Origin of the sequence: Flavobacterium oreochromis, from assembly GCF_019565455.1 — a bacterium.
GTDB classification, from domain to species: Bacteria; Bacteroidota; Bacteroidia; order Flavobacteriales; family Flavobacteriaceae; genus Flavobacterium; species Flavobacterium oreochromis.
Map to the genome: position 1 here is coordinate 2599593 of NZ_CP067377.1, position 25813 is coordinate 2625405.

The following is a 25813-nucleotide window of genomic DNA, read 5'->3' on the forward strand; positions in this document are numbered from 1 at the left end:
ATGCTTATACAATTATCAATTAAAAATTTTGCATTAATAGAACAATTAGAAATGAATTTTTCTAATCAGTTTTCTATAATCACAGGTGAAACAGGTGCTGGTAAATCTATTTTATTAGGAGCACTTGGATTAGTATTAGGAAATCGAGCAGATTTAGGATCTCTAAAAGATAAAGAACAAAAATGTGTAATAGAAGCTCATTTTAACTTATCAGCCTATAATCTACAAGCTTTTTTTGAACAAAATGATATGGACTTTGAAGAATTAACGATTATTCGTCGTGAAATTCTCCCTTCAGGAAAATCAAGGGCTTTTGTGAATGACAGTCCTGTAAACTTAACCGAGTTGCAAGAACTCGGCACGTTTTTAATTGATATTCATTCACAACAACAAACACGTGAGCTAACAGAAGAAGCATATCAAATTCAAATATTAGATGCTATAGCGTCTAATACAGCTTTATTGCAGACCTACCAGAAAGATTTAAAAAACTATAAATCACTTAAGGGAGCCTTAAACAAAATATTATCTGAAAAAGAATCTCTAGCTAAAGAAGCAGATTATAACAGCTTTTTGTTACAAGAATTGGTAAACGCTAATTTAAAAGAAGGAGAACAACAAGAATTAGAAGATACTTTTGAAAAATTAAATAATATTGAAATTATAAAAGAAAATCTTGATAAATCCATTGTGTTAAGTAATGAAGAACAAATAGGGATTTTACAAAATTTAAAAGAAGTAAAAAATTCACTTCAGAAAATAGCTCCTTTTTCTCCAGAATATCAAGCTTTGTTTGAAAGAATGACAAGTGTTTTGATAGAAATAGATGATTTAATAAGTGATTTAGAAAATCAAAGTGAAAAACTTTTTAGTGATCCTGAAAAGTTAGAATTAGTAAATCAAAAATTACAGCTTATTTATAATCTTCAGAAAAAGCACCAAGTAGCTACTGTAGAAGAATTAATTCAAATTCAAAAAGATCTAGATGCAAAAGTTGTATTTGCTGGAGATCTAGATGAACAAATTGAAAAATTGCAATCTGAAATAAATCTTCTCCAAGATCAATTAATAGAAATAACCGCAACTATTACAAAAAACCGTAAAGAGGCGGTACCCATTTTAGTGACTCAAATAACAAATGTTTTAAGTGAGTTAGGTATGTCAAATGCTCGTTTTGAATTTGATATAAAAGAATCAAATACATTTTTAATTAACGGGAAAGATGAAATTCAATTATTGTTTTCTGCTAATAAAGGAACTGATTTTGGGTTGTTAAAAAAAGTAGCTTCAGGAGGAGAAATGTCTCGTATAATGTTAGCTGTTAAAGCAGTTTTAGCAAACTATTCAAAATTACCTACTATAATTTTTGATGAAATAGATACAGGGGTTTCCGGAGAAGTAGCTCAAAAAATGGCAAATATTATGAAGTTAATGAGTAATAAGATGCAGGTTTTTGCTATTACTCACTTACCTCAAATTGCATCTAAAGGTCAGCAACACTATAAAGTGTTTAAATCTGATAGAGCAGATGTTACTATTTCAGAATTAAAATTATTATCTCTAGAAGAAAGAATAATTGAAATAGCGGAAATGTTATCAGGTAAAAATATTTCAGACTCTGCTATTGCACATGCAAAAGCTTTGCTTAACTAATTATTTAAATTAAATTTGCTAATCAAACTAATTGAAAAGATATGATTATTGAACCAAGAATGAGAGGTTTTATCTGTTTGACAGCACACCCAGAAGGTTGTGCTCAAAGCGTGAAAAACCAAATTAATTACGTAGTATCTAAAGGAAAAATTAATGGACCCAAGAGAGTATTAGTCGTTGGAGCTTCTACAGGTTTCGGTTTGGCTTCTAGAATTACTGCTGCTTTTGGTAGTGATGCGTCTACAATTGGGGTTTTCTTTGAAAAAGAACCAACAGAAGGGAAAACAGCTACTCCAGGATGGTATAATTCTGCTGCGTTTGAACAAGAGGCTAAAAAAGCAGGTTTGTATGCTAAAAGTATTAATGGAGATGCTTTTTCAAAAGAAATAAAGCAAAAAGCGATTGATATGATAAAATCTGATTTAGGTCAGGTTGATCTTGTCGTGTATAGTTTAGCTTCTCCTGTACGTATGCACCCTGATACAGGTGTTTTATATCGTTCAGCATTAAAACCTATTGGTCAGGTTTTTACTGATAAAACAGTTGATTTTCATACAGGAATAGTATCAGAAGTTTCTATTCAACCAGCTGTACAAGAAGATATTGATAATACAGTTGTAGTTATGGGAGGTGAAGATTGGACAATGTGGATAGAAGCCATGAAAGAAGCAGGTGTATTAGCAGAAGGAGCTACTACCGTTGCTTATTCTTATATAGGACCAGAAGTAACAGAAGCAGTTTACAGAAAAGGAACAATAGGTCGTGCTAAAGACCATCTTGAAGCAACAGCTTTTGAAATTGATGAAAAGTTAAAGGATATTAACGGGCGTGCTTATGTTTCAGTAAACAAAGCATTAGTAACTCAGGCAAGTTCTGCTATTCCAGTAATTCCATTATATATATCATTGTTGTATAAAACAATGAAAGAAAAAGGATTACATGAAGGATGTATAGAGCAAATGCAACGTTTATTTGCAGATTGTTTATACAATGGAGCAGAAGTACCAGTAGACGAAAAAGGACGTATTCGTGTAGATGATTGGGAAATGCGTGAGGATGTTCAGGCAGCTGTTAAAACTTTATGGGCTCAAGCAGATACAGAAACTTTAAAAGAAATAGGAGACTTAGCAGGTTATAAAAATGATTTCTTAAATTTATTTGGTTTCGGTTTTGATGGTGTTGATTATCTGGCTGATGCAAATGAGATGATTATGGTAGAAAGTATCAGTTAAAAAGGTAAAATTTTAGATTTTATTTTTATAAGTAAACTTAAGTTTAGTTTTGATGAAAATCAACTTCTTAAGATCTAATATTGCATTAATTTTATAATAAGACTTGTCTAATTTGCTTCGCCTACTTTGATGAAGCTTTAGAATATTTTATTTCGTTGATGAGTGAATCAATAGAACAAGCTAATAAAATTTTTTTAAATCTGATAGGAGATTCATTCTTTTCTTCTATCAGATTTATTATTTATTAAAAAGCTTAATGTGTTTTTAGTTATTTTTTTAATTGCTAAAAAGTTCAAGATAATTACGCTTTTTATTTCTAAAATAATTCTCTTAATAATATCTAGTTAAATGCTGTTTTAGAATGATTCTATCTGTTTTCTGTATTTAGGGAGTTCTATAAGCCTTATTTTATGAAACTAGGATAACTTTCTTTGTTGCTAAATATCTGTAAATTGTTTTCTGCATTTTTATTTAATATAATTAGGTAAAACGAAAAGGAATCTGAAATAATTTCTTAGTTTTTTTATACTTTAAATATCCGCGTTTTTTTCTTTAAGTTATAAACTAATTTTAGACTAATTATATGGATTATTATTTGTTTAAATTCTGATTATAAAAGATTCTGGTGAAAAAAATAGTGCTGAGCAAGGTAAAAAAGCTCTGATTTTTTCATGACTTTTTTTGTTAAAAATGTAACTTTGTCAAAAAAAATAAGAAGAATGAATTTTTCTTTTGTTATCCCAGTTTACAATCGACCTGATGAAATAGATGAATTATTAGAAAGTTTGATGAAACAAACTTATAATAAGCCTTTTGAAGTTATTATTGTTGAAGATGGATCTACAGTGCCTTGTGAGCATATAGTAGATAAGTATAGGTCAAAGCTTAACTTAACTTATTATTTAAAATATAACTCAGGACCAGGGGATTCTCGTAATTTTGGGATGCAGTATGCTAAAGGAGATTATTATATTATCTTAGATTCAGATTGTATATTGCCATCTCAATATTTATCAGAGGTAGAAAAGTCTTTAACTGAAAAATATGTAGACTGTTTTGGAGGTCCTGATGATATGTTAGCAAGTTTTACTCCTATTCAAAAAGCTATTAATTTTGCTATGACTTCTGTACTTACAACAGGAGGAGTAAGAGGCGCTAGTGAAAAAATAGGTAAATTTCAGCCTAGAAGCTTTAATATGGGTATTTCTAGTAAAGCATTCGAGGCATCAAAAGGGTTCTCTAACATCCACCCGGGAGAAGATCCTGATTTATCAATTCGTTTATGGAAAATGGGATTTGAAACCAAGTTGATTCCTAATGCTTTTGTCTACCATAAAAGAAGAATTGATTGGGAAAAGTTTTACGTACAAGTTAATAAGTTTGGAAAAGTGAGACCTATCTTAAATAAATGGTATCCAGAGTATGCAAAACCTACATTCTTTTTGCCGTCTTTATTTGTTTTAGGTTTTTTTCTTGGTATATTGTTAAGTTTCTTATTTTTATTTGATTGGCTATTAAAACTATATTTTTTATACACGATAGTCATAATGTTAGTTTCTACCTATAAAAATAAAAATATTAAAGTAGGAGTGTATTCAATTATTGCTGTTTGGAGGCAATTTTTTGGATATGGAATGGGATTTATAGAATCTTATTATAAAATTAATATATTAAAAAAATCACCAGAAGAAGCTTTTCCAGAATTGTTTTTTAAAGTTTGATGGCAAAGGTTATTGGTTTAACAGGGGGTATAGGTAGTGGTAAAACTACAATAGCTCATTTATTTCGAGATAATGGAGTTCCTGTTTATATTGCTGATGAAGAAGCTCGAAACATAATGGAATTGCCAGAAACAATAGAACAAGTTGCTAATTTGTTTGGAGAGGAAGTGTTGTTAGGAGGTAAAATAGATCGAAAACAGTTAAGTCAAATTGTTTTTAATGATCCTTCTAAGCTCAAAAAGCTGAATAATTTGATACATCCATTAGTCGCTAAACATTTTGATGAATGGTTACAAAATTATAATTCCTTTCCTTTTGTTGTAAAAGAATCAGCTATACTCTTTGAAAGTGGAAGTTATAAAAATTGTGATAAAATAATTTTAGTTACTGCTTCACAAGAAACGCGTATTAAGAGAGTAATGAAACGTGATCAGTTAACAAAAGAAGCTGTTTTAGAACGAATAAAAAATCAGTTATCAGATGGAGAAAAGCTTATAAAAAGCGATTTTGTTATTAAAAATGAAAATTTAGAAGAAACTAATAAAAAATTCAGTGATATTCTTAAATTTTTATCAAATTTGTATTAAAACTATTAATTGTTAATCTTTGGTTAATTTTTTTAACAGTTGAATGTTAAAATATTATATTTGTTTCAATGAATAAAAATTGGTTTCGTTTTGTTGTAGTACTAATGTCTATCGCTCTTTTAGGGATCGTGGCTGTGCAAGGATATTTAATAAATGTTTCTTTTAAAAATAAAGAGGAACAATTTAAATATCAAGTAAAGCAAGTCATTGATAATGTAGCAAGGGAAGTAGAAGAACAAGAGGCTTATTCCTTTTTAAGTCGATTTAGTAAAATAAAAGATAGCATAGGAAAAGATCCTGAACGTAGTGAGTTGATGAAGTTTTTTTATGTAGAAAAAAATGAATTAACAAATCAAACCATAATTTATTCAAATAGTATAATTCCTGAAGATTATTCAGTGTCTTCTTCGTTCTTTGATAAAAACAATGATTCTACACGTATCAAAAATTATGTTGCAAAACGAGTAACAGAAGTATATAATGAAACTACGTTAAATGACCAAAATATGAGTTCAGTAGTTCATCCTTCTGAACGAATAGAAAAAGCAGGAGTCGTAGAGATTTTAGATAAAGCAACTTTTGAGCTAAATTTTAAGGATATAGCATCAACGAGGCAAGTGTCACAAAGGGTAAGTGTAGAACAATTACAGATTTTATTTTCAAATGAGCTAAAAGCATTGGGTATAAATACACCATTTGAATTTGGAGTTTATAATAATGGTTTGGCTACCAAAGTAAAATCTGAACATTTTAAATACGATAAGAAGAACACGTATGATACCCCTCTTTTTACAGATAACGATGGAATCAGTAGATATCAATTATTATTGAGTTTTCCTAAAAAGAAGGTGTTTTTAGCTTCTGATTTTGTAGGAATAGCATTCTTAGCCTTTTTGTTTACATCTATTATTATTGTAGCATATTACAGTGCTTTAAAACAACTAAATACTCAGCGTCATATTTCTGAAATTAAGACTGATTTTATTAATAATATGACGCATGAATTTAAGACACCTATAGCTACTATTAATTTAGCTTTAGATGCTATTAGGAATCCTAAAGTAATTGATGATAAAGAAAAAGTGCAGCGATATTTGCAAATGATTAAAGATGAAAACAAGAGGATGCACGCACAGGTAGAAAATGTGTTGAGAATATCAAAATTAGAAAAAAAAGAGTTAGATATAACAAAAGAATGTCACGACGTACACGACATGTTAGAAGAAGCAATTGAACATATTAGCTTAATTGTGGAAGATCGTCAAGGAGAAGTTAAGACAAATTTTAAAGCACTAAAATCAAAAGCATTGCTAAATGATATTCATTTTACAAATGTATTAGTGAATGTATTAGAAAATGCTATTAAATATACGCCAGAAAGACCCATTATAGAAATTAGTACAGAAAATGTTAAAAATTTTATTGTTGTAAAAATTAAAGACAATGGAATTGGTATTAGTAAAGTATCACAAAAAAAGATTTTTGATAAATTTTATAGAGAACACACAGGTGATATTCATAATGTAAAAGGACATGGATTAGGATTAGCCTATGTGAAAAGAATTATGGACGATCATCACGGAGAAGTGATGGTAGAAAGTGAAAAAGGTAAAGGAAGTACATTTATAATAAAATTACCCTTAATAGTTTGATTATGGAAACGGTAAAAAAAATATTATTAGTAGAAGATGATCCTAATTTTGGTTCAATTCTTCGAGACTATTTGAGCATGAATGATTTTGAAGTAACATTAGCTAAAAACGGAATGGAAGGCTTTGAAAAATTCAAGAAAGATGAATATGATTTATGTATTCTTGATGTTATGATGCCCTATAAAGATGGTTTTACTTTAGCTAAAGAGATTAGAGAAAAAAATAAAGAAGTACCTCTTATCTTTCTTACGGCAAAAACAATGAAAGAAGATGTTCTCAAAGGTTACAAAGTAGGAGCAGATGATTATTTAAATAAACCTTTTGATTCAGAAGTTTTATTAATGAAAATCCGCGCTATTATTCAGCGTAAAGCTTCTGAAATTAAAGGGGATGCAAGTAAATATGAATTTGAAATAGGTAAATTTCATCTAAATGCTAAACTACGCTTTTTAACTTATCCAGGTGATGAGCCGGTAAAACTTTCACCTAAAGAAAATGAACTGTTAAAAATGCTAGCTTTACATGAAAATGATTTAATGCCACGTGAGTTAGCTTTGACTAAAATATGGCGTGATGATAACTATTTTACTTCACGTAGTATGGATGTTTATATAGCTAAGTTACGTAAATATCTTAAACACGATGAAAATGTTGAAATACTTAATATTCATGGTGAAGGATTCCGATTAGTTGTTAAAACTAATTAAATAGTATTTCAAAAGAATAAAAATTAAGAAAGGTCATTTTTTGATTAATATAGTATTCTTTTGAAAAAATATTCTATTTAATTTAGAATAGATTAAAGATCTAGTTTTAGTTATATAGTTTTTAAAAGAGGTTTTTTAAAAAACCTCTTTTTTATAGTATATTTTCCCTTTTTAAAAAAGAGGTTTAATAGTCAAAAAAAGTTGCTTTAAAATATATTGAGCTCGATAACATCGAGCTCAATTATTACTAAATTATTAATTAGTGAAATCTTGATCCTCTAATTTAGCATCTGCTATTTTATTGTTGTGAAGTTTGACAGGATTCTTAGATTTTTTCATTCTTAAATTTAAAAACTCAACAAATAAAGAGAAAAAGATTGAAAAATATAAATAACCTTTAGGGATGCTATGTACCTCTGTACCGCCAAAAAATGCCATATGAGCTAGGTGACCTCCTTCAGCTAACAACATTACTCCAATTAAAATTAAGAATGATAATCCTAAGATTTGAATAGTTGGGTGGTTGTTTACGAATTTACTTACAGGACCAGCAAATATCATCATAATAACGATTGAAATGATAATAGAAAGGATCATAATAACTAAAGCTCCTTCGTACCCAAAACCTTCAGGAGAAGGTTTCATACTTACTAAGCCTACAGCTGTTAGTATACTGTCAAAAGAGAAGACTAAGTTTAAAGCAGCAATTTGAAAAATAGCAGCAGATAAGCTATTACTTGCTTTTCCAGTTTCTCCATCTTCTTCCCCTTCTAATTTGTGATGTATTTCAGATACTGATTTGTATAATAAAAACAATCCTCCTCCAAAAATAATAAGGCTTTGTCCTGTTATACCTGCTTGAAACCATCCCCAATCAAAATGAAATAATACTTCTTGTAAGCTTAAAACCCATGTAATACCAAATAATAAAACAATGCGAAAAGCCATCGCTAATAATAAACCAATTCTGCGCGCTTTAGGTTGTTCTTCTTCTTTTAATTTTCCGGATACAATTGATAAGAATACAATGTTATCAATTCCTAAAATAATTTCTAAAAATGTTAAAGTTAATAATGCTATCCAAGCATCTGGGTTAAATAATATTTCCATTTTGTCTGTTTGAATTTACAATCATTATACGTGACTATTTTGTTTTTGTTACAAAACCTTTTTGTTTTTTTGATTCTCCTACAAAACAATATTCAAAAAAATATCCTTTCTGATTAGTGCTCAGTATTTTAATTTGAATTGCTTTTTTTTCTTCTAGATTTTTAGGATTTACTTTTTGAAGTATATATTCACAATCATTTATCCATCTTACCTTAGCTGTATCTGTTTTTCCTTCAAAAGTTTCTATTTGTAAAGAATCATTACGAGTAAAAGTAGAAGAATGTTTAATGCCTTCAATTTTTTGGTTAAATCTAAAAGTTCCTGTTTTAAAATCATTACAATTGCGTTCTACATTATAGCAAGAAGCAAAAGTAAAAGTTAATAGTATCATGAAATATTTTAACATTTTAATGCTAGTTTAAGAGGTTTGTGAAATATTTTTATTCGAAAATTTGAGAGTATTATATTCTTTTGATTGGTTTTTAGCAATAGATAAATTATCCCAATCTCCATTTTTTAGCATTTTGGCATAAAATACAATTTGCCCAATATGATAAGGATAATGCGCTAACTGACGATTCATAGCATCTATGATTGTATGTTCTTCGTTACGGATATAAATTATTTGATTTAAATTTTCAGAGTTTAAAGAGTTAATAGCATTAAAATAGCATTTCCAGCCTTTTTCCCATAAAATTAAAAGTTCTTCTTTGGTAGCAATTTTGTTTTCAAATTCATCATCACGATTTCTCCATTCTTTTTCTCCATCAGAAGTAAGAAAATCAGTCCAACGTGATATCATGTTACCAGCTATATGTTTTATTATTATGGCAATTGAATTAGTGTCTTCATTAGATGTAATGAATAACTGTTGTGGTTCTAATTGTTCTATAGCTTTATCCGCAATAGTTTTGTAATAGAGCATTTGCTTTTTTATGCTTCCTAAATAAGAATTCGTTATTTCCATTAATATCTTTTACTTCTTGGTTAGTTATATAATCTTTTCTTATTTAAAATAGTAGATTTAATCTACATTTTTAAGCCGTTTATTGAAAATTTCTAAAATAAATTTATTGTAAATAAAGAAGCTAATTAATGTTCTTATCTTCATCAAATAGACTTTTCATTATAGTTTGAATTCCTTTAAATATGAGATATATCGAAAGAAAACATAGGATAATACCTAAGCCTAAAACAGGTATGTAAAAAGGGTGAGTTTGATTTTTAAATGAGCTAAAAATCACAGAAGGACCTATAAGCATAAGAGGTAAGGCCATTACTAATGTTTTTATTCCTTTTAGTAAAATATCTTTATTTGTTGACATTTTTTATGATTTATTTTTGAGTATTAGTAGTTAATTTACTTTTTGTAATTTAAAATAGCCTCTCTAACATTACCGTATTTTTTTAAAAGTTTTTCAGCCTCTTCATAATTTATTGTGATTTCGCTCATTATCATTCGTATTCCACGATCAATTAGTTTTATATTGCTAAGTTGCATATCTACCATTTTATTTCCTTTTACATGACCTAATTGTATCATCGTAGTGGTTGAAATCATGTTTAAAGCTAATTTTTGGGCTGTTCCAGCTTTCATACGGCTACTACCTGTAACAAATTCAGGACCTACTACTATTTCAATAGGGAATTTAGATGTTAAAGCTAGTGGACTTCCTGCATTACACGTAATTCCACCAGTGATAATTCCTTTTTCATTACATTTTTCTAATCCACCTAATACATAAGGGGTTGTTCCAGAAGCCGCAATTCCAATTACTACATCATGAACATTAATATTCCATTCTGTTAAATCTTTCCAAGCTTGTTCAGGATCATCTTCAGCAAATTCTACAGCTTTTCGAATAGCTGTGTCTCCACCAGCAATTAATCCTATAACTTTATCAAAAGGGACTCCAAATGTTGGAGGACATTCTGAGGCATCTACAATTCCTAATCTTCCAGAAGTGCCTGCTCCTATATAAAATAAACGCCCGCCAATTTTCATCTTTTCAACAATTTGACTAATTAATGCTTCAATTTGAGGTAATGCTTTTTCAATAGCTAAAGGAACTGTTTTATCTTCATTGTTAATATTAGTCAATAAATCATGAATTGACATTTTTTCTAAATGCTCGTATTTAGATGCTTGTTCAGTGGTTTTTGTAAAGGTCATTTTTTCTTTCAATTTGCTAAAATCTAAATTGGTTTGATAGGTATAAGCTTGAAAAAATAGGTGCAATAATACCGTATAACGTTAGTTGTTAATCGTAAAACTAAAACTTCTTTTTTGTGAATTGTTCTATTAAATATCTTAATTAATACTATTCCTGAAATTAATTGAAGTTTAGAGTCTAAAAGTAAATTGAAATTTTTAAGCTATCTTTTTTATTTTTTATACCTCTAAAATACCAAAAAGTATCTGAAATTTCTGTAAAGACTTTAATTTTAAGTTGGTGTTTTTTATTTAAAAATTTAATTAGTTCATTTGTTTTTTTACAGATGTAGTAAATAGCTCGTTGTCTCATTTCTAAAATGAAAGAATTTAGATAAATATATAGAGAGATTATAACTACTAAAATTAAAAGTAAGGTGATCGTTTTTTGCATATTTTACATGAAATAAGCTAAGATAATACCTAATATAATGGCAATGAGTTTTGCTAAATTAAATTTGTGTCCCTCACTACTTTCAAAGATAATAGTGGAAGATATATGAAAAAGAATACCAATAACAAAAGCCGTTATTTCCTTATGATAAGGAATTAAAAAAACAGTATAAGATGAAATAAAAGTTCCAATAGGAGTCATTAGAGCAAAGCTTAACATGAATATAGCAATTTGACTTTTATTAAGATGAGACTGGATTAAAAAAGTAGTCAAAATAATTGCAATAGGAAAATGATGTATTGATATTCCCCAAGCTATATGTGGGTGTTGGCTGATAGGCATACCTTCTAATAAAGCATGTAAGCATAAACTTATAAATAAAGCCCAAGGGATGTGTAGCAAATGATTATGTCCGTGAACATGTCCGTGTTCAGCTCCTTGTGAAAAATATTCTAAAATAATCTGGAATAAGATTCCAGCCATAATAAAGATTCCTATATCATTATGCAAATGCTCTCCATTTTGCATATTTATTCCAGTGAAAATTTGAGGAAGTAAATGAGAAACCGTTAATGCTAATAGAAAGGAACCACTAAAAGCCAGCAAGAGTTTTAAATTTTTTTTATTTTTTGGTTGTACAATAACAGCTGTTAAATAGCCTAATACAACTGATAAAAAAGGTACTAAATATATCATCATGTTTATTTGTTTATTTATGTCAATAAAATATATCGTGATTAGACGAATTATCAAATGACTAAATAAACGTTACTTAAAAATCATTATTAATCGTTCTGATTCGTTTTTGTAGAATTTACGTAGCTTATAATCTCCAAAAATCTCTAAAAGATAAATACCTGCTTCTTCCATCATTTTTTCAAAGTCTTCTAATCTTAGAGCACGTACTTTTTCTATAAAATGATATTTCTCACCTTTGTCTTCAAAGGAAATTTCTTTAAAGATATGTCCATTTTCTACATATCTTTTAATATGAAAAACAATTTCATTAACAGTTTTTGTTTCTTCTGGGACTAGGTTGTTAATAATATAATTTGCATTTAAGAAATCAATAACAGCAAAACCATATTCGGTCAAGCTTTCTTTTATTGCTATTAAGGTTTTTAGATTATCATTTTCATTTTCAAAATAGCCAAAGCTTGTAAAAAGGTTTAGTACAGCATCATATTTTTCTTCTGTATGTTTACGCATATCGTGTACCTTGAAGCGTAATTTGTTATTACTAGATTTTGATGCTTCTATAATGCTATTCTCTGCTAGATCAACTCCTGTAACATCATATCCTAATTGATTTAGGTAGATAGAGTGGCGACCTTTTCCGCAAGCTAAATCTAAAATTTTAGCCTCTTCTGGTAAGTTTAAATAATGGGTTAAATTATCCATAAATAATTGTGCTTCCTCATCATTTCGATCTTTATAAAGAATGTGGTAATATGGAGAATTAAACCAAGTTTCAAACCAATTTTCTGTAGTTGTATTTCTGTTTTCTGACATTTATATTTATTTACATGCAAATTTAAAGTATTTTTGTATTCCAATTTCAGATTTAAAAATTCATGTATAAAATTATTTGAAATTTGAGATTGGAAATTTATAATTTTCAATATTTGGAATTTAAAATAATTTATGGAAAATAATTTTAAAATGATTGCTAAGACACTTTTTGGATTGGAAGAAGTGTTGGCAAAAGAGCTACAAATTTTAGGTGCTCAAAAAGTAGAAATAGGAACTCGAATGGTGAGTTTTGTGGGAGATAAAGGTTTTATGTATAAAGCAAATTTAGCATTGCGTACAGCTTTAAAAATTTTAAAACCCATTCATCACTTTAGAGTGTACAATGAATCCAGTTTGTATAAGGGGATTCAGCAGATAGATTGGGCACAATATTTTGGGGCAAATCAAACTTTTGTGATTGATACGACAGTGCATTCTGAATATTTTAATCATTCACAATTCGTAGCATTAAAATGTAAAGATGCTATTGTAGATCAGTTTAAAGAAAAATTTGGACATCGTCCTAGTATTGATAAAGAACGTCCTGATGTACGTATTAATATACATATTGATAGAGAAAATTGTTCCGTTTCATTAGACTCTTCTGGTGATTCTTTACATCATAGAGGTTACAAGACAGCTACGAATATAGCTCCTATAAATGAGGTTTTAGCAGCAGGTATTTTATTATTATCAGGATGGGATGGCAGTTGTAATTTTATGGATCCTATGTGTGGTTCAGGAACAATTCTGGCTGAAGCAGCTATGATAGCTTGTAATATTCCAGCTAATATTAACCGTAAAGAATTTGCTTTTGAAAAATGGGTAGATTGGGATGATGACTTATTTGATAAAATAATGGATTCTTTATTAAATAAGACAAGAGAATTTCATCATAAAATTATAGGTTATGATAAAGCTCCAAGTGCTGTAATAAAAGCTAGAACGAATATTACACAAGCTAATTTAGATGAATATATAATTATTCGAGAACAAAACTTTTTTGAAACTAAAAAAACATTAGAAGGACCATTACATATGGTGTTTAATCCACCTTATGGAGAACGTCTTGATATTCATTTAGAACGCTTTTATAGAGAAATAGGAGATACCTTAAAACAAAATTATCCTAATACGAATGCTTGGTTTATAACAGGAAATATGGAAGCATTAAAGTACGTAGGGTTAAAACCCTCAAGAAAAATTAAATTATTTAATGGAAAGTTAGAATCTCGCTTAGCTAAGTTTGAAATGTATGAGGGGAGTAAAAAGGGAAGTTTTTAGATACAAAATAATTTATCACTAAAAAAAAATAAATATTTAGCATCTTTTAAAGTTATATCTTAATATCATTGTTAAGTGTTGTTTAAATTGCTATATTTTTCTTTTTATAGGTCTCTCAAAGATTAATTATAGAAATGATCTCTCTCTTTTTGTAACAAATGCTTTCTGTGTAATTACATATTAAGGTGTTTATTGATACCGCCGTTGCGTGTTTTAAAAAAAAGAGACTGTTTATTTTTAGATGAAATAAAAGTTTATAATCCCTTTCTGTATATATACAGTATAAAGCCTTAAAAAATGACTTATGAACAAAAAAATAAAAACCTTTTTATATAATTTTTATCCTTCGGTGTTCTCTTTTTTTAACACGTTATCTAGTAACTCAGTACACTGGTTTAAATGGATGGTTGATTCCAATGACTGCTTTTGTAGTAAGTACTATTTTAGCTCCCAAATTTCAAGCAGTTACTACGCGTGATGGGGAAAAGATTTTTATGAAATGGATTTTTATCAGAGGAGTTAAAATTATAGGATAAAACAAAATAAAATAAAACAATAAAAAAGCATTGCAATCAATTTAGCAATGCTTTTTTATTTAAAGTTTATCTACAATAGGTTTTTCATTTCTATTGGCTAAATCCCATATGATGGTAAAGGCAAGCTTAGCTCTTTTTGTTAAAGCATCATATTCTATTTTTTCAGGATCATCAGTTGGTTTGTGATAATCTTCATGGGTACCATTAAATAAAAAAACAGAAGGGATATTATGTTTTGCAAAATTATAATGATCTGAACGATAGTAAAAACGATTAGGATCGCTCTTGTCATTATATTTATAATCTAATTTTAGATTTGTAAAATTTGAATTAGCGTTTTCAACAATGTTGTATAAGTCACTTGATAAGTAATCAGAACCGATTATATACACATAATTGTTTGAATCTTTATGAATTTCATCTCTACGTCCTATCATATCAATGTTTACGTTTGCAATTGTGTTTTTTAAGGGATAGAGAGGATTCTCTGAATAGAAACGTGAACCATGTAATCCGTGCTCTTCACCTGTTACATGTAGGAATAAAATAGAACGTTTAGGACCGTGTCCTTCAATTTTTGCTTTTGAAAAGCTTCTGCTATTTCTAATAGAGATACGGTACCTGAACCATCATCATCAGCTCCGTTGTAAATTTCACCATTTTTTACTCCTATGTGATCATAGTGAGCAGATACAACTACTATTTCTTTAGGTTTTTCTTTACCTTCTATAAAAGCCCAGATGTTTTCAGAATTTCCTAAACGAGGACTAAAAGCTTTTTGGAAATAAGAAGAAGGAATAGATTGATAATAAGAAGTCGTTTCCTTTGGGAAAGGAATATTGTTTTTTTGATATTCTGAAATAATATATTTTCCTGCCTTTTTTTGCCCTTCTTCTCCTGTATTTCTGCCTTGCATTTCATCAGAAGCAATAGTGTATAAGTGGTTTTTAAGCTCTTTTTCAGTTATACTATTTAAATAAGTTATAACTATATTTTTATTGTTATTATCTAGTTTAGTTACATCTTTTTGGCTTGAACAACTTAAAGATAATGTAGAAAGAATGCTTAATAAGATCCTTTTTTTATTCATGGTTTCAGGTTTAATAAACGAATATAAGTAAATACTTATTGATAACAAAAATAGAAAACTTATTAATTATAAAATTATCAAACGGAATCATCATGTATCTCTAAATAATAAATTAGTCCCAAAAGTCTTAAAAAATACTGTTTAGTTTACTCTAGTTAGAATAATGAACTTTTTAGAGTTTTACTTAAATAGTCAAAATATAATATAATTGTAAGATGTTTATCATAAAATTCTATATTTATAGAAGTAATAAATAGATGTTGAATTTTTAATTTTGGGCTATTTTTTAGAATTTAAAGTAACTTAATCTAAAATATTAGATTTTCCATAGACTCTCCATTTTTCAATACATTCAACCATATCCTCTGGTAACTCCGTATCAAAACGCATAAATTCTTTTGTAACAGGATGTTCAAAGCCCAACGTTTTAGCATGAAGAGCTTGGCGAGGTAAAATTTTAAAGCAATTTTCTACAAATTGTTTATATTTTGAAAAAGTAGTCCCTTTTAGAATTAGATTTCCACCATAACGTTCATCATTAAATAAAGTATGCCCTATATGCTTCATGTGAACACGTATTTGATGGGTACGACCTGTTTCTAATTTACAAGATACAACAGTTATATAGCTTAATCGTTCTAATACTTTGTAATGCGTTACAGCGTGTTTACCTATTAAAGGGTCATTGTATACAGCCATCTGCATGCGGTCAGTAGCATGACGAGCTATATTTCCCTCAATAGTACCGTAATCTTTTTCTACATTACCCCACACAATTGCAATATATTCTCTTTCTGTGGTTTTTTCTTCAAATTGTTTGGCTAAATAAGCCATAGCTTGTTCTGTTTTAGCAACAACTAATAAGCCAGAAGTGTCCTTGTCTATTCTGTGTACTAACCCTGGTCGATTACTCGAATTCATAGGGAGATTTTCAAAATGAAAAGCTAATGCGTTAGCCAAAGTTCCTGTATAGTTTCCATGACCAGGATGGACTACTAGCCCTACGGGTTTATTAATAACTATGACAGAATCATCTTCGTATACAATATTCAGAGGAATATTTTCAGGAATAATTTTATTTTCAAAAGGAGGGTGTGACAAGACAACCTTTATTTGATCAAATGGTTTTATTTTGTAACTGGATTTTACAGGTACATCATTTGCTAAAATAAAACCTTTTTCAGCAGCTTGTTGTATTTTATTACGGGTAGTGTTCTCTATACTAGTCATTAAGTATTTATCTACACGTATTGCACCCTGTCCTTTAGGAATGTAAAATTTATAATGTTCATATAAATCATCTTCCCATTCCTCTTCTTTTTCTATAAATGTGATCGCCATTATTATTCCGTAACAGTAGAGTCTATGGGTTGATTTTCTGGATCTGTATCCTCTTCTTCAAAGCCTATCTTTCCATCACCTAGTACAAGATTAATGCGAGTCATTTTTAAAACTTGTTGGCCAGGTCTTATTGGTTTACCATTAATATTCATTTCTAAGACCATATCTTTTGCAAGATTAGGAACATAGGTAGTGTCTCCTACTGATAGTCCTAGTGCGTTAAGGGTAGGAACAGCCTGACGATACGTTTTTTGAATTAAATCAGGAAGTCTTACTTTAGCGTATTCTTCTGCATTGATTTTTACATAGATGACACGGTTTTGTTTTACTTTGCTACCTGGTTTAGGGTCTTGCTGAACAATAGAAAGTTTAGGAAATGAAGGATTGTAATCAGTAGTGTCTAATAGTTCATAATCGAGGTCTAATTCATCTAGCTTTTCTTCTGCTTCTTCTAACGTTAATTTACTTAGGTTAGGGACAGTGATTTCTTCTCCATGATTAGTTGTAAAGCTAATCCACTGCATAAAGATAAATAAAGAAGCAGATACTATTAAAAATGCGAAAAATAGTTGCTTAAAAAAAGTAAAACTAAGTAAAAATCGTTTCCAGCTCATATTAAAAATGCTAATTTTCAATGGGTTATTATTTTTGTGCTGTTTTTTATAATAAAAAAGCAACAAATGCAAAGATATAAAAATAGTAAAGCGAATTCATTTGAAAAAAAATGATATTTTTGTTTGAAGAGATTTTGAATAAAAAAGAGTTTTTAAAACTTTTAAAATGATTTTATAAAGATAAATATATACATATGAAAGTTGCTGTGGTAATGGGAGGCTATTCGAACGAAAGTGTAATTTCGTTGCGTAGTGGTCAGTTGATATTGAGTAATTTAGATCAGAACAAGTACGAAGCTTATGAAGTACATATTCTTGCAGAAGGCTGGTCTGTTTTAGTAAATGATCAAAAGTATTTACTGGATAAATCAGATTTTTCATTTACACTAGACGGACAAAAAATAAAGTTTGATGTAATTGTAAATACAATTCATGGGACACCGGGAGAAGATGGACATCTTCAGGCTTATTGGGAATTATTAGAAATTCCTTATACAGGATGTAATTTTTATCAATCAGCATTAACATTTAATAAGCGTGATACTCTTTCTGTCTTAGCTAAGTTTGATATCCCTAAAGCAAAATCTATTTATCTTTCAAAAGGAATGGTAATAGATAAAAATACGATTGTAGATGAATTAGGATTACCTTTTTTTGTAAAACCTAATCAATCGGGAAGTAGCTTAGGTGTTTCTAAAGTAACTGATTTAAGCCAGTTTGATAAAGCATTAGAATTTGCATTTGCAGAAGATAGTGATATATTAATTGAATCTTTTTTGCAAGGTACTGAAATTTCAGTAGGTGTATTTAATTACAAAGGAGAAACCAAAGTATTAGGTATAACTGAAATTGTTTCCCAAACAGATTTTTTTGATTACGAAGCTAAATATCTTGGTAAATCAGAAGAAATTACTCCAGCAAGATTAACTGATGAGGTGCGTATAAAAGTAGAACAAACAGCTAGAAAAGTTTATGAAGCTTTAGGAATGAGTGGTTTTTCTAGAACAGATTTTATTATTATGAATGAAATTCCTCATTTTATAGAAATGAATACAAATCCTGGTTTATCACCACAGAGTATTTTTCCGCAACAAGCTCAATACGCAAAGCTAGATTTTAGCGAAATGTTAGATAACGAAATTCAATTAGCATTTCAAAGAAAATTAATTTGGAGAAAATAATGAGAAAAGCAGTTTTTCCTGGATCTTTTGATCCAATAACTTTAGGGCATATTGATATTATAGAAAGAAGCCTTCCTTTATTTGATGAAATTGTAATAGCTATAGGAGTTAATGCAGATAAAAAATATATGTTTTCTTTAGAAGAACGTATTAGTTTTATAGAAGAAACATTTAAGTACGAAGATAAAATTACCGTTGTGTCTTATGAAGGATTAACAATTGATTTATGTAAGCGTTTAGAAGCTGATTTTATTTTGCGAGGACTCCGAAATCCTGCTGATTTTGAATTTGAAAAAGCAATTGCGCATACAAATAGATTATTATCAAAAATAGATACTGTATTTCTTTTAACAGCACCTGATACATCATTTATCTCTTCTAGTATAGTGCGTGATGTTGTACGTAATGGAGGAGATTACACTAGCTTAGTGCCTGAAGCTGTAAGAATAACTAGATGATATATAAATTAAGTTGTAGAATATTTTTTTGTTCTACAACTTATACTCTAAAATAAAATTAGATTAACATAATTATTACTAGTAATGTTGAAATAACGCAACCTGATGCTTAAATTAATAAATAGCAAGTTTATTAATGAAAGTTTAGTCTAAATGGATCTCTTTGTCAATTTTAACTATTGTTATTACAAGTTTTGACCTACCTCTATTATATAAATAAAACAAAATCAGAAGCTAAAGTGAAATTGAATCTAAAATCAAAAATTTGATTTAGAAAAAACAGTAAATGAAGATTTTATAGTTTTCACTTAAAAAGCAATGATACTGCAAACATTCATTTTAGAATCGGGAATTGTATTGGAATGGAAATAAAATAGCAGGTTTTAATAAATCATTTTGTTGTTAAGCAAAATAAAAAGAAGCAAGTAAGTTTTTTTATATTGTAAAAGCAGTGTTTTATATTGATTAAAAAGCTAAATATTTATGGATAAGGCATAAAACAAGAGTTAAATAGTCATTCCTAAAATTAAAAAAATTAAAAAACCTATGAAAAAAGTTGCTGTATACATTGGTTTATCCGTTTCATTATGAGCTTCTACTAATAATTCTTCGGTTACTAAAAACAGTAATGCAGAAAGTCCAAATGATAATACTACTTCCATCCAATTATTGGAAAGGTTCTGTAAAAGAGTACCTCCCAAAGTAGCACTAATAAGAAATAAGCTAGATAAAGCTATAATATGAAATAAAGATCTTTTTTTCGTTATACTTTCATTCGCTAATTCAGAAGCTACAGCCATACCCATTGAAAACATCTCAAGTGCTAAAGCTATAGTTAAAAGCAAGCCAGCTTTTACTCCAGAAGTAAAACCAATTCCTAATAAAAATCCATCAATAAGAATGTCTACTCCAATGGCTACTAAAAAGAAATAGGAATCTTAGGAATTACTTTCGTAGTTTTATGCTTATTTTCGTCTTTTTCAGTAAAATCTTTTATATATAACATTAATACTGTTCCTATTAAAAAGCCAATAGTTACATACAGAGGTTGGTGTCTTTTGATAATATCAGGAAGTAATTCAATAGCTACTACAGAAAAAACAACACCCGCAGCAAAATGAAGAATGATGCTTCTAAAAGTAGCATTAGGTTTAAAATAAGTAGCAATAAAACCACCTATGACAAAAGTTGTTAAAGGAATACAGGTGTAAAGTAAGGTTTTTAATAAAATTTCATTCATAATGTTTTTAATTTAATTATCCAATTTTTACACTTGTCATACTGAGTGATCCACCTACTAAATGATTGTTAAATAGACTTAAATTTTCATTTTTGTCTTGAAGACCTAATATATATAATAGAGGTAGAAAATGATCAGGAGTAGGGATAGCTAGACGTAAAAATTTTTCTTTTTTTCGTACTCTATTAAAGCCTTATAATTACCATTCAAAAGATACTCGTTCAAAGTATTAAAAGCCTCTAATGCCCAGTCATAGCCATAATCTATTTTGTTTATGTTTTTAAAATCAAGTAAATGAAGATTGTGTATGATATTTCCACTACCAATAATTAAAATACCTCGTTCGCGTAGCTTTTGAAGCTTTTGAGCTAATTTAAAATGGTATTCAGTAGATTTATTATAATCAATACTTAATTGAATGATCGGAATGTCAGCATTTGGATATAAATGCTTAATGACACTCCAAGTGCCATGATCGAGGCCCCAATCATGATCTAAATTAATACTGAAAGGAAATAATAAGTTTTGTGTTAATTGAGCTAATTTAGGATTTCCAGGAGCATTGTATTGTATATCATAAAGTTTTTTAGGAAACCCTTTAAAATCATGAATTGTAGAAGGAAAATTCATTGCAGTAACTTTAGTTCCGTTAGTATACCAATGCGCTGAAATACATATAATAGAATTAGGTTTTGGTATACTAGTAACTATCTTTCGGAATTGTCTTACAAATTGATTTTCTTCAATAGCATTCATAGGACTTCCGTGACCTAAAAATAAAGCCGGCATTTTTTTAGTTAAAGAAAATTGAGAAATAAGTGTATCTAATTGATTTAAATCCATTAAAAAAATATTAAAATTAAGTAACTCAAATTAATAAAGGAATCGTGTGAAATTGATTTTATTTCAGTTGTTTATTTTTTAACTTAAGTTCCTAACATATAAATTATAAAGTTATGAAAATAATCAAACGGCACTTTAAAATTTTAATTTATCACCTTAGTTAACTTTCTTTTTATTTAGATTATTGTTATACAGATAAGATAAAAGTTGTGAAATGCTATGTTGTACTCTTTTTTTTAAAAAAAATAGAAGAACTGAAGAAGTTTCTATTTTTGTTTTAAGTAGACAAAATTTTAAAAAACATAGAATTAACTGATAAAAGTCACAGATGAAAACAAGTAATTCCGTAAATTTATTCTTCGGAAATTAATTATTCTAAATGAAAAAAATATTATTGATTTCATTGTTTTCTATAGTTTCTTGTTCTAAAAGAGAAACAGAAGAAATGTATCCTAAAAAAGGAACTGTTACAGAAAGTGTTTACGCATCAGGAGTGGTAAAAGCAGATAAACAATATATTGTTTTCAGTACAGTAACAGGTATCTTACAAGATATAAAAGTAAAGGTTGGACAACCTATTTCAAAAGGACAATCATTGTTTCAAATAGAAAACGAGAAAGCTAATTTAGCTACTGAGAATGCTCGTTTGTCTTATGAAATTAGCCAAGAAAGTAATAGGTATATTCAAGATAAAATAGCAGAAGCTGAATTACGTGTCCAAAGTGCCAGAGATAAATTAACTTTAGATGAATCTGTTTATAACCGAAGTAAAAATGTAAAAGAATATAACGCTATTTCTGAAGTTGATTTTGAAAAGGTAGAATTATCTTTTAAAAACGCGAAATTAGCTTATGCTACAGCTATTAAGCAGTTATCACAATTAAAGTTGCAATTAAAGAACGAACAAAATCGTAATGATGTGAATTTAAAAATTAATCAGAAAACACAAAATGATTTTACTGTTAAAAGTGCTTTTTCTGGCGAATTATTTGATGTTTTAGTAAAAGAAGGAACTGTCATAAATCCGCAAACAGCTTTAGCTATTATAGGTAAAAAGATAGTTATATACTAGAACTAGATGTAGACGAAAATGATATGGTTCGAGTAGAAGTTGGACAAAAAGTTTTAATAACAATGGATAGTTATAAAGGAGAGGTTTTTCAAGCTACTATTAATAAAATATATCCCATTATGGATGCCCGTTCACGTACATTTAAAATAGAAGCTCATTTTGTAAAACCACCACAAAAATTATATCCTAACCTAACAGCAGAAGCGAATATTATAATAAAAACACGTAAAAACGTATTAACTATACCAAGAAATTACCTAATAGAAAATGAATATGTTTTAGTCAATAAAGATGAAAAACGGAAAATAAAAATAGGCTTAAGCGATTACCAAAATGTAGAAGTAATTGGTGGATTAAAAGTAGAAGAAACCATTTATTTACCTAAGTGATGAATTTTAAATTAATCTTTTCTATTGCATTACATTTAATGCGTTCAAGGCTTAAACAAACCATTATAGCAGGAGCGGGAGTGATGTTTGGTATCGCAATGTTTATTACCCTAGTAAGCTTTATGTATGGTATGAATGATTTATTAGATGGTTTGATTATTAATAGAACACCACATGTTCGTTTATATAATGAAATAAAACCTTCTAAAAATCAACCTGTAACTATTTCTAAAGACTATAAAGATCATGTTAACTTTATTAGATCTGTAAAGCCTAAAGATAAAGGAAGATCTATTTACAACGCTAAGTCAATTATACAAAGTTTAAAGCAAGACACGCGTGTATACGATGTAGCTCCTAAAATTAATACACCTGTTTTTTTTAATTCAGGGACCATAGAAATTTCTGGAATTGTAAATGGTATTGATGTTTTAAAAGAACAAAAATTATTTGCGCTCAATGATTATATGATAGAAGGGAAGATAGAAAATTTACAACAAAATAATAGCATCATTATTGGTAAAGGATTGTCTGATAAAATGTTACTTAAAAAAGGAGATATTATTAAAATTACGACACCAAAAGGAGGATTAACTTCTATGAAAATTGTTGGTATTATTCAAATAGGCATTGCAGATATAGATGATATAACTAGTTATACTTCTTTATCTATGGCACAAAAAATACTAGGAGTTCCTAAAAATTATATTACTGATATTCAGGTGAAAATTTATGATATTTTACAGGCTCCTGTCTTGACAAAAGAATATAGAATTAAATACGCTACAGACGCTATTGATTATCAGACAACTAATTCGCAATTTGAAACAGGTACAACTATTAGAAGTATTATATCTTACGCAGTAGGCATTGTACTTTTAATTGTAGCAGGGTTTGGGATTTATAATATTCTGAATATGATGATTTTTGAAAAAATGGATAGTATTGCTATTCTAAAAGCTACAGGTTTTTCTGGAAATGATGTAAAATGGATTTTTATGTTGTTGTCTATGATTATAGGCATAACAGGAGGTGTTTTAGGTTTGCTTTTAGGTTTTATATTTTCAAATATTATAGATATCATTCCATTTAATACAGCAGCTTTACCTACAGTTAAAACATTTCCCATAAATTATAACCCTATTTTTTATATTATAGGAATTACATTTGCATTAATAACCACTTTTGTGGCAGGTTTATTTCCTGCATTAAAAGCTAGTAAAATTGATCCAGTAGAAATTATTAGAGGAAAATAATGAATAATATTGTTTTAGAAACTAAAAAACTGACCAAATATTTTGACGATCCTGTGCGTATGCAGGTCTTAAAAACAATTGATTTGCAAATAGAATATGGTCAATTTGTTTCTATTGTTGGAAAATCAGGTTGTGGAAAATCTACTTTGCTGTATTTACTTTCCACAATGGATACAGATTATGAAGGTCAAATATTTATGGATGAACAACTCATTACGGGTAAAACAGACGTAGAATTGGCACAAATACGTAATGAAAAAATAGGCTTTGTGTTTCAGTTTCATTATTTACTTAATGAATTTAGTGTACTTCGTAATGTTATGCTTCCAGGGTTAAAATTAGGTAAACTTTCTGAGGAAGAAATTGAATATAATGCTATTCAACATTTGAGAACTCTTGATATGCACGAACAAGCATTAAAAATGCCGAATCAATTAAGTGGTGGACAAAAACAGCGGGTAGCAATTGCCAGAGCACTTATTAATAAGCCTATTATTATTATGGGAGATGAACCAACAGGGAATTTAGATAAAAAGAATAGTGATATAGTTTTTAATATTTTTAATCAATTAGCAAAAGAATTTAATCAAACCTTATTGATCGTAACACATGATCCTGATTTTGCTAATCGAACCCATAGAATTATTACAATGGAAGATGGTAAAGTTAAGATTTAAGATCCGATATACAAGATTCTATTTTTATATTAAGATGCTTTTCTGCAATAAATTTACCCCAATTTGAGATTTCATTTAATAAAGGAATTAAGGTTTTTCCTAATTCAGTAAGCTCGTATTCAACTCTTAATGGAGCTTTAGTTGAAAAAACAGTTCTTGAAATTAATCCATCTTCTTCTAATTCTTTTAGCTGTAAACTTAATGTTCTTTCTGTTACCGTAGGTATTTCTTTTCGTAATTCACTATACCTTTTTTTGCTAAAAAGATGAATTAATATAACCGCTTTCCATTTTCCTCCAATAAATTTCATAGTCAAACTTGTGTTACAAGGAAATATTTTATTCTCTATTTTGTACATTTTACTATCTTTTTGACCGTTATTGCAAATATAAAAAACTATAAATATGTTTGCAACTATAAAAAATATAGTTTAATTTAAAATTTTAAGTATGGATTTTTTAGAATTAGCAAAACAGCGTTACACAACGAAAAAATACAATCCTGATGAAAAACTTTCATTAGAAACAATTGAAAAGTTAAAAGCTATATTAAAATTATCACCATCATCTATTAATAGTCAACCTTGGCATTTTACTTTTATATCAAATCCTGAAATTAAAAAACGTATTGCAGAAGCCTCTTATTTTAATGCACCAAAAGTTTTAGAATCAAGTCATACAGTAGTATTTAGTGTTATTGATGATATTCATAAATTTGAAGAACAAATAGAAAAAAAATTGCCAGAAGGAGCAGTAGGGTATTATAAACAATATGTTAAACCTCTTTCAGATGAAGAGATAAAAGCATGGTTAAAAAATCAAGTTTACTTATCTTTAGGATATTTTTTATCAGCTTGTGCTAGTTTAGGAATAGATTCTACTCCTATGGAAGGAATAGAAAAAGATAAATATAGAAAAATATTAGATTTAACAGACTATCAACCGTTATTTGCAGTTGCTATAGGGAAAAGAGATCAGGAAGATGTAAATCAGCCTCATATAAAAACAAAATTACGTTTAGAAATAGATGAAATTATAACTGAAATGTAATTT

26 protein-coding genes and 2 pseudogenes are annotated in these 25813 nt (G+C 28.6%); 14 read left to right on the forward strand and 14 right to left on the reverse strand.

What is annotated here, in order from left to right; translation table 11 throughout:
* The 6 genes from recN (at nucleotide 1) to JJC03_RS12500 (ending at nucleotide 7552) form a co-directional block, all read left to right on the forward strand.
* Nucleotides 1-1653 carry a DNA repair protein RecN gene (gene recN, locus JJC03_RS12475; RefSeq protein WP_235873407.1) on the forward strand — a complete coding sequence of 551 codons (1653 nt, stop codon included), beginning with the start codon at nucleotides 1-3 and terminating at the stop codon, nucleotides 1651-1653.
* A gap of 41 nt (nucleotides 1654-1694) precedes the next feature.
* A complete protein-coding gene (fabV, locus tag JJC03_RS12480; RefSeq protein ID WP_088397949.1) occupies nucleotides 1695-2885 on the forward strand; it encodes an enoyl-ACP reductase FabV in 1191 nt (396 codons plus the stop codon).
* Nucleotides 2886-3604: 719 nt separating this feature from the next.
* A complete protein-coding gene (locus JJC03_RS12485; protein WP_088397950.1) occupies nucleotides 3605-4606 on the forward strand; it encodes a glycosyltransferase family 2 protein in 1002 nt (333 codons plus the stop codon).
* The gene (gene coaE / locus JJC03_RS12490) at nucleotides 4606-5193 is read left to right on the forward strand and encodes a dephospho-CoA kinase (RefSeq protein WP_235873408.1); all 588 of its coding nucleotides are present in this window, start codon (nucleotides 4606-4608) and stop codon (nucleotides 5191-5193) included. Before JJC03_RS12485 ends, coaE begins: the two co-directional genes overlap by 1 nt.
* Nucleotides 5194-5261: 68 nt before the next feature.
* On the forward strand, nucleotides 5262-6845 hold the full coding sequence (locus JJC03_RS12495) for a sensor histidine kinase (RefSeq protein WP_088397952.1): 1584 nt from the start codon (nucleotides 5262-5264) through the stop codon (nucleotides 6843-6845).
* Nucleotides 6846-6847: 2 nt separating this feature from the next.
* Nucleotides 6848-7552, forward strand: coding sequence for a response regulator transcription factor (locus JJC03_RS12500; protein WP_088397953.1), 705 nt, complete (start codon nucleotides 6848-6850; stop codon nucleotides 7550-7552).
* Nucleotides 7553-7807: 255 nt separating this feature from the next.
* Here JJC03_RS12500 and JJC03_RS12505 read toward each other — a convergent pair whose 3' ends face one another.
* From JJC03_RS12505 to JJC03_RS12535, 7 genes are all read right to left on the reverse strand, one after another.
* A complete protein-coding gene (locus JJC03_RS12505; protein ID WP_088397954.1) occupies nucleotides 7808-8662 on the reverse strand; it encodes a TerC family protein in 855 nt (284 codons plus the stop codon).
* Nucleotides 8663-8696: 34 nt separating this feature from the next.
* Complete coding sequence (locus JJC03_RS12510; protein ID WP_088397955.1) at nucleotides 8697-9068, reverse strand: DNA topoisomerase IV; 372 nt, start codon at nucleotides 9066-9068, stop codon at nucleotides 8697-8699.
* A gap of 12 nt (nucleotides 9069-9080) precedes the next feature.
* Nucleotides 9081-9629 carry a DUF1572 family protein gene (locus tag JJC03_RS12515; RefSeq protein ID WP_088397956.1) on the reverse strand — a complete coding sequence of 183 codons (549 nt, stop codon included), beginning with the start codon at nucleotides 9627-9629 and terminating at the stop codon, nucleotides 9081-9083.
* A gap of 121 nt (nucleotides 9630-9750) precedes the next feature.
* Entirely contained in the window at nucleotides 9751-9987 is a 237-nt protein-coding gene (locus JJC03_RS12520) for a DUF6095 family protein (RefSeq protein ID WP_088397957.1), read from the reverse strand.
* Between the two features lie 35 nt (nucleotides 9988-10022).
* Nucleotides 10023-10835 carry an N-acetylmuramic acid 6-phosphate etherase gene (gene murQ / locus JJC03_RS12525; protein ID WP_088397986.1) on the reverse strand — a complete coding sequence of 271 codons (813 nt, stop codon included), beginning with the start codon at nucleotides 10833-10835 and terminating at the stop codon, nucleotides 10023-10025.
* Between the two features lie 436 nt (nucleotides 10836-11271).
* Nucleotides 11272-11964, reverse strand: coding sequence for a ZIP family metal transporter (locus JJC03_RS12530; RefSeq protein ID WP_088397987.1), 693 nt, complete (start codon nucleotides 11962-11964; stop codon nucleotides 11272-11274).
* A 72-nt stretch (nucleotides 11965-12036) separates the two neighbouring features.
* A complete protein-coding gene (locus tag JJC03_RS12535) occupies nucleotides 12037-12780 on the reverse strand; it encodes a class I SAM-dependent methyltransferase (RefSeq protein ID WP_235873409.1) in 744 nt (247 codons plus the stop codon).
* Nucleotides 12781-12912: 132 nt separating this feature from the next.
* On the opposite strand from JJC03_RS12535, the gene JJC03_RS12540 reads away from it, so the two are divergent.
* A complete protein-coding gene (locus tag JJC03_RS12540) occupies nucleotides 12913-14064 on the forward strand; it encodes a THUMP domain-containing class I SAM-dependent RNA methyltransferase (RefSeq protein ID WP_235873410.1) in 1152 nt (383 codons plus the stop codon).
* 595 nt (nucleotides 14065-14659) lie between these two features.
* Here JJC03_RS12540 and JJC03_RS12545 read toward each other — a convergent pair.
* The 3 genes and pseudogenes from JJC03_RS12545 to JJC03_RS12555 form a co-directional block, all read right to left on the reverse strand.
* Nucleotides 14660-15690: pseudogene (locus tag JJC03_RS12545) on the reverse strand (M28 family metallopeptidase).
* 303 nt (nucleotides 15691-15993) lie between these two features.
* On the reverse strand, nucleotides 15994-17031 hold the full coding sequence (locus JJC03_RS12550) for an RluA family pseudouridine synthase (RefSeq protein WP_235873411.1): 1038 nt from the start codon (nucleotides 17029-17031) through the stop codon (nucleotides 15994-15996).
* A gap of 2 nt (nucleotides 17032-17033) precedes the next feature.
* Entirely contained in the window at nucleotides 17034-17645 is a 612-nt protein-coding gene (locus JJC03_RS12555; RefSeq protein WP_088397963.1) for a PASTA domain-containing protein, read from the reverse strand.
* 194 nt (nucleotides 17646-17839) lie between these two features.
* Between JJC03_RS12555 and JJC03_RS12560 the strand changes: the two genes are divergently transcribed.
* Complete coding sequence (locus JJC03_RS12560) at nucleotides 17840-18826, forward strand: D-alanine--D-alanine ligase (RefSeq protein WP_088444942.1); 987 nt, start codon at nucleotides 17840-17842, stop codon at nucleotides 18824-18826.
* On the forward strand, nucleotides 18826-19284 hold the full coding sequence (gene coaD / locus JJC03_RS12565; RefSeq protein ID WP_088397965.1) for a pantetheine-phosphate adenylyltransferase: 459 nt from the start codon (nucleotides 18826-18828) through the stop codon (nucleotides 19282-19284). The genes JJC03_RS12560 and coaD overlap by 1 nt, the downstream gene beginning before the upstream one ends.
* 506 nt (nucleotides 19285-19790) lie before the next feature.
* Here coaD and JJC03_RS12570 read toward each other — a convergent pair.
* From JJC03_RS12570 to ygiD, 3 genes and pseudogenes are all read right to left on the reverse strand, one after another.
* On the reverse strand, nucleotides 19791-20129 hold the full coding sequence (locus JJC03_RS12570; protein ID WP_235873412.1) for a ZIP family metal transporter: 339 nt from the start codon (nucleotides 20127-20129) through the stop codon (nucleotides 19791-19793).
* Between the two features lie 74 nt (nucleotides 20130-20203).
* Nucleotides 20204-20524 (reverse strand): ZIP family metal transporter, encoded by a 321-nt coding sequence (locus JJC03_RS12575; protein WP_235873413.1) that lies wholly within the window; start codon nucleotides 20522-20524, stop codon nucleotides 20204-20206.
* 16 nt (nucleotides 20525-20540) lie between these two features.
* Nucleotides 20541-21367, reverse strand: a pseudogene (gene ygiD, locus JJC03_RS12580) (4,5-DOPA-extradiol-dioxygenase).
* Nucleotides 21368-21746: 379 nt separating this feature from the next.
* Here ygiD and JJC03_RS18075 point away from each other — a divergent pair.
* The 4 genes from JJC03_RS18075 to JJC03_RS12595 are packed head-to-tail and all read left to right on the forward strand — an operon-like array spanning nucleotide 21747 to nucleotide 24761.
* The gene (locus JJC03_RS18075; protein WP_258931888.1) at nucleotides 21747-22439 is read left to right on the forward strand and encodes an efflux RND transporter periplasmic adaptor subunit; all 693 of its coding nucleotides are present in this window, start codon (nucleotides 21747-21749) and stop codon (nucleotides 22437-22439) included.
* A gap of 23 nt (nucleotides 22440-22462) precedes the next feature.
* Nucleotides 22463-22828 carry an efflux RND transporter periplasmic adaptor subunit gene (locus tag JJC03_RS18080; RefSeq protein ID WP_258931890.1) on the forward strand — a complete coding sequence of 122 codons (366 nt, stop codon included), beginning with the start codon at nucleotides 22463-22465 and terminating at the stop codon, nucleotides 22826-22828.
* Nucleotides 22828-24084: an ABC transporter permease gene (locus tag JJC03_RS12590; protein ID WP_088444940.1), complete on the forward strand. Its 1257-nt coding sequence runs from the start codon at nucleotides 22828-22830 to the stop codon at nucleotides 24082-24084. Before JJC03_RS18080 ends, JJC03_RS12590 begins: the two co-directional genes overlap by 1 nt.
* Nucleotides 24084-24761: an ABC transporter ATP-binding protein gene (locus JJC03_RS12595; protein ID WP_088397969.1), complete on the forward strand. Its 678-nt coding sequence runs from the start codon at nucleotides 24084-24086 to the stop codon at nucleotides 24759-24761. Before JJC03_RS12590 ends, JJC03_RS12595 begins: the two co-directional genes overlap by 1 nt.
* Here JJC03_RS12595 and JJC03_RS12600 read toward each other — a convergent pair.
* The gene (locus tag JJC03_RS12600; RefSeq protein ID WP_088397970.1) at nucleotides 24751-25119 is read right to left on the reverse strand and encodes a winged helix-turn-helix transcriptional regulator; all 369 of its coding nucleotides are present in this window, start codon (nucleotides 25117-25119) and stop codon (nucleotides 24751-24753) included. The genes JJC03_RS12595 and JJC03_RS12600 overlap by 11 nt on opposite strands.
* A 91-nt stretch (nucleotides 25120-25210) precedes the next feature.
* Here JJC03_RS12600 and JJC03_RS12605 point away from each other — a divergent pair, with 91 nt between their 5' ends.
* A complete protein-coding gene (locus JJC03_RS12605; protein WP_088397971.1) occupies nucleotides 25211-25810 on the forward strand; it encodes a nitroreductase family protein in 600 nt (199 codons plus the stop codon).
* Nucleotides 25811-25813 lie beyond the last annotated feature (3 nt).